This window comes from Pseudomonas sp. LB3P81 (assembly GCF_054897965.1).
On record NZ_JBUBVG010000001.1, the window covers coordinates 1,344,462 to 1,357,160 of the forward strand.

Here is a 12,699-nt window from a genome sequence, read left to right on the forward strand (position 1 = left end):
GCCGCGCACATTAACCCTTGGTCGCGTCGTAGGCTACTTTTGCCTGCACTACAACGCCAGTCTTCAATGCGCAAATCGCAGCAATCATTCGGTTTTGCCGCCACTGAGGCGTTCAAAAGCCTGATTGGTTCGTATGACGAAACCTGTATCGGCACGAATCACAAAGAATGCGCCGATGTTGTGAGCTTCGGCATAGTCCCAACCCCGTTCAGGACCAAGAATCAGCAACAGCGTCGATAGGCCATCGGCCATCAACGCTGAAGGATGAATCACCGTGACTGACGCCAGGGTGTGTGAGACCGGCGCACCGGTGCGGGCATCGAAGGTGTGGGAATAACGCCGACCATCCTGTTGAAAATAGTTGCGGTAGTCGCCGGAAGTGGACACGCCGTAGCCGTCCACATTGATGATGCGCTGAGCCACTTGCTGATCGTTGCGGGGTTCCTCCAACGCAATCTTCCAGGATGTGCCGTCGAGTTTCTTGCCCGACGCCTTGAGCTCTCCGGTGGCTTCGGCGAGGTAGTTGTGGATGCCCATGGCTTCGAGTTTTACGGCAATCCTGTCGACCGCGTAGCCGGCAGCGATGCTGTTGAAGTCGACTTCGACGGCAGCGTCCTTGCATAGCTGATCGCCTAGGATGCGCAGGTGTTGATAACCGACTCGCTGCCGCACAGTCGCCAGCGCTTGGGCAGTGGGAACTTTTTCCTCACGCGCCTGAGGTCCGAATCCCCAGAGGTTGAGCAGCGGTTCCACCGTCAGGTCGTAGGAGCCTTCGCTTTGTTCCGACAGTTGTTCTCCAACGCGGACTAATTCTAGGACCGGCGCGGGCATTTTCTGACAGCGGTTGGCGGGAAGATCGTTGAAACGTTCGATGTCCGAATCGCTGCGGTAGGTCGACATTTGCCGGTCGACTTCAGCGAGGATTTTTTCGACCTCGACGCGGACCTCGGCGGCTGCGGGAAGATCGGCGTGACGCAGGTACTTGATCGAATAGGTACTGCCCATGGTCGGGCCGCTGATGGTTTCCATGGAGTCGCCGCTGCCGCAGCCGGACAACATGCCGAGCAGCGCCCAAAAAATGCTCCGCCACCTACTCGACAAATCCCACATTTCCTGGCAAATCCCCTGACACAATGAAGTCCGCCATTATGCACGCCCCCTTTGTAGGAGCGAGGCTTGCCCGCGATGGACGTGAACGATGACGCGCGCTGTCTGGAGAACTGCGCCGCCTGTGTATTTTTCGCGAGCAAGCTCGCTCCTACAGAGCCGAACAAACAAAAACGCCCCGACCAAGGTCGGGGCGTTTTCATTTCCAGCTAATGCTTAGCGCGGGAACGCTGGCGGGTTTACACCGGCCATGTCTTCCATCACGCGAACCACCTGGCAGCTGTAACCGAATTCGTTGTCGTACCAAACGTACAGAACAACGCGGTTGTCTTGGGTGATGGTTGCTTCAGCATCCACAACGCCTGCGTGGCGCGAGCCAACGAAGTCGGTGGAAACCACTTCCTGCGAATTGACGAAGTCGATTTGCTTGTGCAGATCGGAGTGCAGCGCCATGTAGCGCAGGTACTCGTTCATCTCTTCACGGGTGGCGGCTTTCTCAAGGTTGAGGTTGAGAATGGCCATCGACACGTTAGGCGTCGGAACACGGATCGCGTTACCGGTCAGCTTGCCGGCCAGCTCAGGCAGGGCCTTGGCAGCAGCGGTGGCAGCACCGGTCTCGGTGATCACCATGTTCAGCGCGGCGCTACGGCCACGGCGATCGCCCTTGTGGAAGTTGTCGATCAGGTTCTGGTCGTTGGTGTACGAGTGAACGGTTTCGACGTGACCGTTGATGATGCCGAACTTGTCATTCACAGCCTTGAGCACCGGCACGATGGCGTTGGTGGTGCAGGAAGCGGCGGACACGATCTTGTCGTCAGCGGTGATTTCACCGTGGTTGATGCCGTGAACGATGTTCTTCAGCTTGCCTTTGCCAGGCGCGGTCAGAACAACGCGGTCGATACCCGGGCACGCCAGGTGCTGACCCAGGCCATCGGCGTCACGCCATACACCGGTGTTGTCCACCAGCAGCGCGTCTTTGATGCCGTACTGGGTGTAATCCACCTCGGTCGGGTTCTTCGCGTAGATCACCTGGATCAGGTTACCGTTGGCGGTGATGGTGTTGTTTTCTTCGTCGATGGTGATGGTGCCGTTGAACGAACCATGTACCGAATCGCGGCGCAGCAGGCTGGCGCGCTTGGTCAGGTCGTTATCGGCGCCCTTGCGCACCACGATGGCACGCAGACGCAGACCGTCGCCGCCACCGGTTTTTTCGATCAGGATGCGCGCCAGCAGACGGCCGATACGACCGAAGCCGTACAGCACAACGTCCGTGCCTTTGCGGGCTGCGGCGTTTTGCTGGCCAACCACGTCAGCCATTTCTTCACGAACGAACTGCTCGGCAGTGCGGCCATTGCCTTCGACGCGGAATTTGTACGCCAACTTGCCCAAGTCTACCGAAGCCGCGCCGAGCTTGAGCTCGCTCATGGCTTTAAGCAGAGGGAATGTTTCGTGGACGGAGAGTTCGCTATCGTCGGAAGAACGATGGCGAGCAAAGCGGTGAGCTTTGAGAATCGCGATGACAGACTGGTTGATCAGGCTGCGGCCATAGATCGAGCTCACCACGTTGTTATTGCGGTAGAGCTGACCGATAAGCGGAATCATCGCTTCTGCGAGTGCTTCACGGTCGATCCATTCACCAAGACACTGGTCGGGCTTCTGAGTCACGGGAACCTTCCACATGTAGGGGCAGAAAAAAGGGGCTACATTATGCCGCCGACTCCCTCCCGTAGCAATGCGCGCCTGTCGTACGATCCGTAACAAATTGCCGTTCAAAAAAATTAAGCGCCGCCGCAGCCCAGTAAAACCGCGGCTTTCAGCGCAGTCAATTTTTTGGAGACATCGCAAAGTTATCCGTAACCCTCCGTAACACTCGGTCGTTTTGCCACTACATAATCGGCAATTTTCAGTAAAAAACCGGCGTTTTTTGTCTTTACCACTACATTTCGCCAAACCTGCGTAATAGACACAGTCAGCAACTGACAGGCGGCACCCGGGGCCGCTACAATTACCGACTTTGTCGCAACGCTTGGAGCTCAACCTTCCGTGCCCGTTCTGCGTCTACCGCTTCTCCCTGCCGCGGCAGGTAAACAGCACTGGGGCAACCTGCCCGGTGCCGCCCTGAGCCTGGCCATCGCCGAGGCTGCCAGCGCTGCCAAGCGCTTTACCCTGCTGCTGACCGCCGACAGCCAAAGTGCCGAACGGCTGGAACAGGAGCTGGGTTTCTTCGCCCCGGATTTGCCGGTGCTGCATTTCCCGGACTGGGAAACCCTGCCGTACGATCTGTTTTCGCCACACCAGGACATCATTTCCCAGCGCATCGCTGCCCTTTATCGGTTGCCGGAACTGAGCCATGGCGTGCTGGTGGTGCCGATTACCACGGCCCTGCATCGCCTGGCGCCGACCAAATTCCTGCTCGGCAGCAGCCTTGTTCTGGACGTCGGCCAGAAGCTCGATGTCGAGCAAATGCGCACCCGGCTCGAGGCCAGCGGCTATCGCTACGTCGACACGGTGTACGAGCACGGCGAATTCACCGTCCGCGGCTCGCTGATCGATCTGTTTCCGATGGGCAGCAAACTGCCCTTCCGGATTGACCTGTTCGACGACGAAATCGAGACGCTGCGTACATTCGATCCGGAAAACCAGCGCTCCATCGACAAGGTGGACACCGTTCGCCTGTTGCCGGCTCGCGAGTTTCCGCTGCAAAAAGACGCGGTCACCCGCTTCAAGGCGCGCTTCCGTGAGCGCTTCGATGTCGACTTCCGTCGCTGCCCGATCTTCCAGGATCTGAGCAGCGGGATTACACCGGCGGGTATCGAGTACTACCTGCCGCTGTTCTTCGACGAAACATCCACGCTATTCGATTACCTGCCCCAGGACACGCAAGTGTTTTCCCTGCCTGGCATTGAACAGGCGGCGGAAAATTTCTGGAACGATGTGCGCAACCGTTATGAAGAGCGCCGCGTCGATCCCTCTCGTCCTTTATTACCGCCGGCCGAATTGTTCTTGCCAGTGGAGGATTGCTTTGCCCGCCTGAAGAGCTGGCCGCGTGTGGTGGCCAGTCAGCAGGACGTGGAAACCGGTGTCGGCCGCGAGCGTTTCCCGGCGCGGGAGCTGCCGAACCTGGCCATCGAAGCCAAGGCCACTCAGCCATTGGCTGCACTGGCTGGTTTCCTCGACGAGTTCCCCGGTCGCGTGCTGTTTACCGCCGAATCCGCGGGCCGTCGCGAAGTGCTGCTGGAACTGCTGGAACGCCTGAAGCTGCGGCCGAAAACCGTCGACAGCTGGCCGGACTTTGTCGCGAGCAAGGAGCGCCTGGCGATTACCATCGCGCCGCTCGACGAAGGCCTGGTGCTTGACGACCCGGCGCTGGCACTGGTGGCTGAAAGCCCGTTGTTCGGTCAGCGCGTGATGCAGCGCCGTCGCCGCGAAAAACGCGCCGACGCCAACAACGACGCCGTGATCAAGAACCTCACCGAACTGCGCGAAGGCGCGCCGGTGGTGCACATCGATCACGGCGTTGGCCGCTACCTCGGATTGGCGACACTGGAAATCGACGATCAGGCCGCTGAGTTCCTGACCCTGCAATACGCCGAAGGCGCCAAGCTGTACGTGCCGGTGGCCAACCTGCATTTGATCGCCCGTTATACCGGCAGCGACGATGCCCTGGCTCCACTGCACCGTCTCGGCTCGGAAACCTGGCAGAAAGCCAAACGCAAAGCCGCCGAACAGGTGCGCGACGTGGCTGCCGAATTGCTCGACATCTATGCCCGCCGTGCCGCTCGCGAAGGCTACGCCTTCGAAGATCCGAAAGCCGACTACGCAACCTTCAGCGCCGGTTTCCCGTTCGAAGAAACCCCGGACCAGCAAACCACCATCGAAGCGGTGCGCGCCGACATGCTCGCGCCGAAACCAATGGACCGGCTGGTCTGCGGCGACGTCGGTTTCGGCAAGACCGAAGTGGCGATGCGCGCAGCGTTCATTGCGGTGCACGGTGGTCGCCAAGTGGCGATCCTGGTGCCGACCACCCTGCTCGCCCAACAGCATTACAACAGCTTCCGCGACCGCTTCGCCGACTGGCCGGTGAGCGTGGAAGTGATGAGCCGCTTCAAGTCGACCAAGGAAGTGAACGCCGCCGTCGCCGACCTCGCCGAAGGCAAGATCGACATCGTCATCGGCACGCACAAGTTGCTGCAGGACGATGTGAAGATCAAAAATCTCGGGCTGGTGATCATCGACGAAGAACACCGTTTCGGCGTCCGTCAGAAAGAACAGCTCAAGGCCCTGCGCAGCGAAGTCGACATTCTGACCCTGACTGCAACGCCGATTCCACGCACGCTGAACATGGCGGTGTCCGGCATGCGCGACCTGTCGATCATCGCCACGCCGCCGGCCCGTCGCCTGTCGGTGCGGACCTTCGTCATGGAGCAAAACAAGAGCACGGTCAAAGAGGCCCTGCTGCGTGAGTTGCTGCGTGGCGGCCAGGTTTACTACCTGCATAACGACGTGAAAACCATCGAGAAGTGCGCCGCCGACCTCGCCGAACTGGTACCGGAAGCGCGGATCGGCATCGGCCATGGGCAGATGCGCGAACGCGAACTCGAACAGGTAATGAGCGACTTCTACCACAAGCGCTTCAACGTGCTGATCGCCTCGACCATCATCGAGACCGGCATCGACGTGCCGAGCGCCAACACCATCATCATCGAACGTGCCGACAAATTCGGCCTGGCGCAGCTGCACCAGTTGCGCGGCCGCGTCGGTCGCAGTCACCACCAGGCTTACGCTTATCTGCTGACACCGCCGCGCCAGCAAATCACCCCGGATGCAGAAAAGCGTCTGGAAGCGATCGCCAATACCCAGGACCTCGGCGCAGGCTTCGTGCTCGCCACCAACGACCTGGAAATCCGTGGCGCCGGCGAACTGCTGGGCGACGGTCAGAGCGGGCAGATCCAGGCCGTCGGCTTCACCCTGTATATGGAGATGCTCGAACGTGCGGTGAAGTCGATCCGCAAGGGCGAACAGCCGAATCTCGATCAGCCGCTGGGCGGTGGCCCGGAAGTCAATTTGCGTGTACCGGCGTTGATTCCCGAAGACTACTTGCCGGACGTGCATGCCCGACTGATTCTCTACAAACGCATTGCCTCGGCCACCGATGAGGACGGTCTCAAGGACCTGCAAGTCGAGATGATCGATCGTTTCGGCCTGCTGCCGGAACCGACCAAGAACCTGATACGCATCACAGCGCTGAAGTTGCAGGCCGAAGTGCTGGGCATCAAGAAAGTCGACGGCGGCCCGCAAGGCGGCCGGATCGAGTTCGCCGCGCAGACACCGGTCGACCCGCTGACACTGATCAAACTGATTCAGGGCCAGCCTAAACGCTACAAATTCGAAGGCGCCACGATGTTTAAATTCATGGTCCCGATGGAGCGCCCGGAAGAGCGCTTTAATACTGTAGAGGCACTGCTTGAGTGCCTCATTCCGAAAACTGCTTGAAGGACGCCGCATGCGCCTGTTTCGCTCACTGACTTTGCTGATGACCCTGGCTGCCCCCATGGCGTTTGCCGATGACCTGTATCAGATTGAAATGATTCTGGTCCGGCAAAACGCCGTGCCCGCCATCGTCAGCCGCGCCGCGCCGGAAGACTGGGCTGCCGGCGCCCAGCGCATCAGCCCCGAGAGCCTGCGCACGCCAAGCCTGAATGGCGAAGTGGAAAAACTCACCGCCAGCAACGAATACACGGTGTTGCTGCACAAGGCCTGGCAACAGAACCTCGGCGAAGAAGCCAGCAAAATTGCAATCAGCGATGGCAATGAACAGTTCGGGCAGTTCCCGATCGAGGGCACGCTGAACCTGAAACTGGGCCGCTTCACTGATGTGGACGCCGACTTTTGGGTCAATCAGATCGACGCCAACGGCATGGTCACCGCCAGCGAACGCCTCAAGCAGGAAAGCCACACCAAGAATGGCCAGCTGAACTTCCTCGACAACGGCCACCTCGGCCTGCTGATCAAGATCACCTCGCTCACCGCCCCTGCGCCTCGGCCAGTCCCCGATGAAATTCCGGACTGATTGAAGTCCATATGCCTGCGACCCTGAGCAAACCCCTGGCACCTTCATGGGTCAGCCGATTCAAGGAACAAAGCCTGGAGCGTGGCCGCCGTTACGCGCTGGAGAACCGCGTCAGGATTGTCGAAGTCGGCGACGCGACCATTACCGCCGCGTGTGAAGGTTCTGGCGGTAACGTTTACCGTCAGACCATTCGCCTGCGAGAGTCGGCTAAAGCCACCCTGCTGATGGTCGATGCCACGTGTACGTGCCCGGTCCGCAGCAACTGCAAACATTGCGCCGCGGTGCTGCTGAAAGTGCAGGAAACCCTCGCCTACCCCGCGGCCGCGCAAGACGCCGAACTGCTGGAAAAACTTCAGGCAGTGCTGGAAAACCGTAGCCCGAAAGCAGCGCCGCAAGTGCTGGTAGACAACGTGCAACCGGTGCCGCGCCTGTGGCTGGCGAGCATTGAGTTCAGCGCCTTCGAACCGCGCAACGGCAGGATGCAGCGTTACATTCAACATCGTGCGGCGCTGTCCTTCAGCTATCTGGATGAATACGTCAGCGGACAGAAAAACGCCGACATCCTGATTCGCCAGGAAACGCAGACATTACGGATAAAACGCCACCCGGAAGTCGAACAGGCCTACAGGGAACAGTTGCGAATTCTCGGCTTCAAGATCGCCACCCGGCAAAGTAAGGCCCTGCCGGAAAGCGCCGGCGAACTCTACGAGATGGTCAACGACAGCGCCTGGCTGACGTTCACCCTCAATGAGCTGCCGAAGTTGCGCACCCAAGGCTGGGAGCTGCAGATCGACGAGGATTTCGGTTTCGACCTGACCGCCGTGGACGACTGGTACGCCACCGTCGAACAGGCTCCGGAGCGTGACTGGTTTGATCTGGAACTGGGGATCATCGTCAACGGCGAGCGGCTGAGCTTGCTGCCCATCCTGCTGAACCTGATGCGCTCCCACACCGAAATCCTCAACCCGGAACGCCTCGCCCGTCGGCGCGACGACGAGCTGATTTTGGTGAACATCCCCAATCGCCCGAACTCCGAGTATGGGCCGCTGCAAGTCGCCCTGCCCTTTGGCCGATTGAAACCGGTACTGGCGACCCTCGGCGAGTTCTACCTGCAAGAACCCGGCGAAACCACGCTGCGCCTGAGCAAGGCCGACGCCACGCGCCTGAATCCGCTGGAAGACCTGCCGCTGCTCTGGGAAGGTGGCGAGCAGATCCGCACCTTTGCCCAGCGCCTGCGGGACATCAAGGACTACACCGCGACTGCACCGGAAGGCTTGAACGCGACGTTGCGCCCGTATCAGCTGGAAGGCTTGAGCTGGATGCAATCGCTGCGGCAACTCGAAGTCGGCGGAATTCTCGCGGACGACATGGGACTGGGTAAAACCCTACAGACCCTGGCGCATGTTCTCAGCGAGAAAAACGCCGGACGCCTCGATCGACCCTGCATGGTGGTGATGCCCACCAGCCTGATCCCAAACTGGCTCGACGAAGCAGCGCACTTCACGCCACAGCTCAAAGTGCTGGCGCTGTACGGCGCCAGTCGCAAAAAACATTTCGACACGCTGGCCGATTACGACCTGATCCTGACCACCTATGCGCTGCTACCCAAAGACGTCGAGCGCCTGGCCGCGCAGCCGTTGCACGTCCTGGTGCTGGACGAAGCGCAGTACATAAAAAACCCCAACAGCAAGGCCGCCCAGGCTGCGCGCGAGCTAAATGCGCGCCAGCGTCTGTGCCTGAGTGGCACGCCGCTGGAAAACCACCTGGGCGAACTGTGGTCGCTGTTTCACTTCCTGCTGCCCGGCTGGCTCGGCGATGTGAAGAGCTTCAACCGCGATTACCGCGTGCCGATTGAAAAGCGCGCCAGCGAGGTACGACTTCAGCATTTGAACGGTCGGATCAAACCGTTTCTGTTGCGCAGAACCAAAGAGCAGGTGGCGACGGAGTTGCCGCCGAAGACTGAGATCATCCATTGGGTCGAGCTCAACGAAGCCCAACGCGATGTGTACGAAACCATGCGCCTGGCCATGGACAAGAAGGTGCGCGACGAAATCACCCGCAAGGGCGTGGCGCGCAGCCAGATCATCATTCTTGAGGCGCTGCTGAAGCTGCGTCAGGTGTGCTGCGATTTGCGCCTGGTCAACGACGCTGCGCTGCCGGTTCGTGGAAGCACTTCAGGCAAGCTCGATAGCCTGATGGAGATGCTGGAGGAGTTGTTCGAGGAAGGTCGGCGGATTCTGCTGTTTTCGCAGTTCACTTCGATGCTCGCGTTAATCGAGGTCGAGTTGAAAAAACGCGGCGTTGAATATGCGTTGTTGACTGGGCAGACCCGTGACCGACGTTCGCCGGTGAAAGACTTCCAGAGTGGCAAGCGTCAGATCTTTCTGATCAGCTTGAAGGCAGGCGGTGTGGGCCTGAACCTGACCGAAGCGGACACGGTCATTCATTACGACCCGTGGTGGAACCCGGCGACGGAAAACCAGGCGACTGACCGTGCTTACCGCATTGGCCAGGAGAAGCCGGTGTTCGTCTACAAGATGATTGCCCGAGGTACGGTGGAAGAGAAGATTCAGCACCTGCAGAAGGAAAAATCCGACCTGGCGGCGGGCGTGCTCGATGGCCGCAAGACCGGGGACTGGAAGTTGCAGAGTGATGATATCGAGGCGTTGTTTGCGCCGCTGCCGGATAAGCTGGAAAAATAGCGGCGCCCGTTAGATCGCCTTCGCGAGCAAGCCCGCTCCCACATTTGATCTTCTGTGTTCACGCATTTTGCGTACCACACAGGACAAATGTGGGAGCGGGCTTGCTCGCGAAGGGGTCAACCCAATGTAACTGATGTTCAGCCCTTCAACACCCGCGCCAACGTCGACTTCACCTTCCCCATCCCGTCATGCAGCGCCTGCTCGATCTCGGCCATGGTAATCACCGCCGTCGACTTGCCCGCCGCGGGGTTCACCACCAACGCCAGACAGGCGTAATCCAGTTCCAGCTCACGCGCCAATGCCGCTTCCGGCATGCCGGTCATGCCGACGATGTCGCACCCGTCACGCTCCAGACGCGCAATCTCCGCTACCGTTTCCAGGCGCGGCCCCTGGGTGCACGCATACACGCCATGACTGCTGTAGCCAACGCCCTCAGCCGCCAACGCCGCGATCAATTGCTGTCGCAGCGGCTCGCTGTAGGGGTAGCTGAAGTCGATGTGGGTGACGTGCTCCAGGTCATCGGCAAAATAGGTGTGTTCGCGGCCGCTGGTGTAGTCGATCAGCTGATGCGGGACGCAGAAATGTCCGGTGCCCATGGCGGCATGAATTCCGCCTACCGCGTTGACCGCAAGGATCGCCTCGGCACCGGCCTGTTTCAATGCCCAGAGGTTGGCGCGGTAGTTCACCTGATGCGGCGGAAAACGGTGCGGGTGCCCGTGACGCGCGAGGAACAACACTTCCTTGCCGGCGTATTCACCGATCTGCACTTCGGCCGAAGGCGCGCCATAAGGAGTGTCCACCGCCAATGACTGACGAATGCTCAGGCCTTCGAGTTGAGTCAGGCCGGTGCCACCAATAATCGCGTAAACCGTCATAACGTGAAGTCCTTATTCAATCAGTTGAGCTTCTTTAAGCGCGCCAATGGCTGTCAGCCAGCGCGGATCCTGGCGATATTCAGTGCTGGCGTACGACTGGCCACGCATCCGCGCAATGCGCTCGGACGGCTTGACCTTCAGCCGCTGGGCGGCGCTCAAGGCGAGTTCCGCGGCGGCGCGGTCGTTGCACACCAGACCCATGTCACAACCGGCAGACAACGCGGCTTCGATACGGCTGGCAGCATCACCGACCACATGGGCGCCGGCCATCGACAGATCGTCGCTGAAGATAACGCCATCGAATTGCAATTCGCCGCGCAGGATGTCCTGCAGCCAGCGCCGGGAAAATCCGGCAGGCTGAGAATCGACTTGTGGGTAGATAACATGAGCGGGCATGACGGCGGCCAGTTGCTTGCTCAACCGGGCGAACGGCACCAGATCGTTGGTGCGGATTTCGTCGAGGCTGCGTTCGTCATTCGGGATCGCGACGTGGGAATCCGCCTCGGCCCAGCCGTGGCCGGGGAAGTGTTTGCCGGTGGCGGCCATTCCCGCGCTGTTCATGCCACGGATAAATGCGCCCGCCAGCAGCGCCGCGCGCTCCGGATCACCTTCGAACGAACGGGTGCCGACCACTGCACTGCGCTGGTAATCCAGATCCAGCACCGGCGCGAAGCTCAGGTCGAGGCCGACGGCCAGCACTTCGGTGGCCATGATCCAGCCACACTGTTCGGCCAGGTACTCGGCATTCGGATTGTCAGCGATGGCTCGCATGGCCGGCAGTCGTACAAAGCCCTGACGCAAGCGCTGAACCCGACCACCCTCCTGATCCACTGCCAGCAGCAGATCGGGGCGAATGGCGCGAATCGCAGCGCTCAGCTCGCGCACCTGACGCGGGTGCTCGATGTTGCGGGCAAAAATGATCAGGCCGCCCACTTCGGGCTGGCGCAACAATTGGCGATCTTCAGCCGTCAGCCACGTACCGGCGACGTCCACCATCAACGAGCCTTGCAGGCCAGCAGTCATAGAGATTCCTTGATAACGATAAACCCGGCTCGCACGCATTCGCCGCCCTGGGCTGTGCACGGCAGGTCGGCGATAAAAATGGGGAGCGGGTTCAGAACGAGAGTCGGCATGGGCGGCTAGCTTAGCGGATGTCAGCTGCCGCGCCCACCCGTGTGCGGTTAAACCTTGGCGGCAACCTGTGTCGATTTGCTGCGCGGACGCAACTGCGCGGTGGCCATGGCCGTGTCGGTCACGCCGGTTTCGGCACGCATGCCGGCCGCCAGGAACGGCACCATCAGGCGCATCACCTGCTCGATGGAAGTGTTGACGCCGAAATCGGTTTCGGCGATCGCACGCAAGGCCTTGATACCGGACATGCTGAACGCCGCAGCACCCAGCATGAAGTGCACACGCCAGAACAGCTCGATCGGCGGAATGCGCGGCGCGGCTTCATTGACCAGCATCATGTAGCGGCGGAATACCTTGCCGTACATGTCTTCGAGATACCGCCGCAAGTGACCCTGGCTCTGGCTGAATGCCAGTCCCAGCAATCGCATGAAGATGGAGAGATCGTTGCCGCTGCGTGGCTGCACCACCATGGCTTGCTCGACGAGGATTTCCAGCAGTTCTTCGAGTGTCGGCTTGCTCTCGGGCTTGGCCTGGCGCCGCTCCAGCTCTTTATCGAGACTCAGGCAGAACGGTCCGAGAAAGCGCGAGAAGACGGCTTGAATCAGCGCCTTTTTCGAGCCGAAGTGATAGTTCACAGCCGCCAGATTGACACCGGCCTTACTGGTGATCAAACGCAACGAGGTTTCAGCAAAACCTTTTTCCGCGAACAACTGCTCGGCAGCATCGAGAATGCGTTCAACGGTTTCCGACTGGGCCATGGCTACTCCGCATGACAAACACTTGTTTGAAACATACGTTTCAGCCCAGGCCTTGT

Annotated in this window: 8 protein-coding genes; 3 read left to right on the forward strand and 5 right to left on the reverse strand. The window is 60.0% G+C overall.

All coding sequences use genetic code 11. The annotated features are described in order from the left end of the window. Positions 1 to 84: 84 nt before the first annotated feature. Positions 85 to 1,110 (reverse strand): FAD:protein FMN transferase, encoded by a 1,026-nt coding sequence (locus ACYZTL_RS06220; RefSeq protein WP_461951033.1) that lies wholly within the window; start codon positions 1,108 to 1,110, stop codon positions 85 to 87. Positions 1,111 to 1,323: 213 nt separating this feature from the next. After that, a complete protein-coding gene (locus ACYZTL_RS06225; protein WP_461951034.1) occupies positions 1,324 to 2,787 on the reverse strand; it encodes a glyceraldehyde-3-phosphate dehydrogenase in 1,464 nt (487 codons plus the stop codon). Between the two features lie 363 nt (positions 2,788 to 3,150). On the opposite strand from ACYZTL_RS06225, the gene mfd reads away from it, so the two are divergent. From mfd to ACYZTL_RS06240, 3 genes are read left to right on the forward strand one after another with little or no spacing between them, the layout of a single operon-like run. Beyond that, on the forward strand, positions 3,151 to 6,600 hold the full coding sequence (gene mfd, locus ACYZTL_RS06230) for a transcription-repair coupling factor (RefSeq protein ID WP_461951035.1): 3,450 nt from the start codon (positions 3,151 to 3,153) through the stop codon (positions 6,598 to 6,600). A 10-nt stretch (positions 6,601 to 6,610) separates the two neighbouring features. Further along, entirely contained in the window at positions 6,611 to 7,177 is a 567-nt protein-coding gene (locus ACYZTL_RS06235; RefSeq protein WP_461951036.1) for a CsiV family protein, read from the forward strand. An 11-nt stretch (positions 7,178 to 7,188) separates the two neighbouring features. Further along, on the forward strand, positions 7,189 to 9,879 hold the full coding sequence (locus ACYZTL_RS06240; RefSeq protein ID WP_461951037.1) for an SNF2-related protein: 2,691 nt from the start codon (positions 7,189 to 7,191) through the stop codon (positions 9,877 to 9,879). A 137-nt stretch (positions 9,880 to 10,016) separates the two neighbouring features. On the opposite strand, the gene ACYZTL_RS06245 is transcribed toward ACYZTL_RS06240, so the two are convergent. The 3 genes from ACYZTL_RS06245 to ACYZTL_RS06255 all read right to left on the reverse strand — a co-directional run bounded on the left by ACYZTL_RS06245 (position 10,017) and on the right by ACYZTL_RS06255 (position 12,643). Then, positions 10,017 to 10,754 (reverse strand): S-methyl-5'-thioinosine phosphorylase, encoded by a 738-nt coding sequence (locus ACYZTL_RS06245; protein ID WP_007991412.1) that lies wholly within the window; start codon positions 10,752 to 10,754, stop codon positions 10,017 to 10,019. A gap of 12 nt (positions 10,755 to 10,766) precedes the next feature. Continuing rightward, the gene (nagZ, locus tag ACYZTL_RS06250; RefSeq protein WP_461954273.1) at positions 10,767 to 11,765 is read right to left on the reverse strand and encodes a beta-N-acetylhexosaminidase; all 999 of its coding nucleotides are present in this window, start codon (positions 11,763 to 11,765) and stop codon (positions 10,767 to 10,769) included. A 170-nt stretch (positions 11,766 to 11,935) separates the two neighbouring features. Continuing rightward, complete coding sequence (locus tag ACYZTL_RS06255) at positions 11,936 to 12,643, reverse strand: TetR/AcrR family transcriptional regulator (RefSeq protein WP_461951038.1); 708 nt, start codon at positions 12,641 to 12,643, stop codon at positions 11,936 to 11,938. Positions 12,644 to 12,699 lie beyond the last annotated feature (56 nt).

Bases quoted from the DNA above. Each gene is read 5' to 3' on its own strand.
- ACYZTL_RS06240 (WP_461951037.1), top strand. From the start codon at position 7,189: ATGCCTGCGACCCTGAGCAAACCCCTGGCACCTTCATGGGTCAGCCGA.
- ACYZTL_RS06255 (WP_461951038.1), bottom strand. From the start codon at position 12,643: ATGGCCCAGTCGGAAACCGTTGAACGCATTCTCGATGCTGCCGAGCAG.
- ACYZTL_RS06225 (WP_461951034.1), bottom strand. From the start codon at position 2,787: ATGTGGAAGGTTCCCGTGACTCAGAAGCCCGACCAGTGTCTTGGTGAA.
- ACYZTL_RS06220 (WP_461951033.1), bottom strand. From the start codon at position 1,110: ATGTGGGATTTGTCGAGTAGGTGGCGGAGCATTTTTTGGGCGCTGCTC.
- ACYZTL_RS06235 (WP_461951036.1), top strand. From the start codon at position 6,611: ATGCGCCTGTTTCGCTCACTGACTTTGCTGATGACCCTGGCTGCCCCC.
- ACYZTL_RS06245 (WP_007991412.1), bottom strand. From the start codon at position 10,754: ATGACGGTTTACGCGATTATTGGTGGCACCGGCCTGACTCAACTCGAA.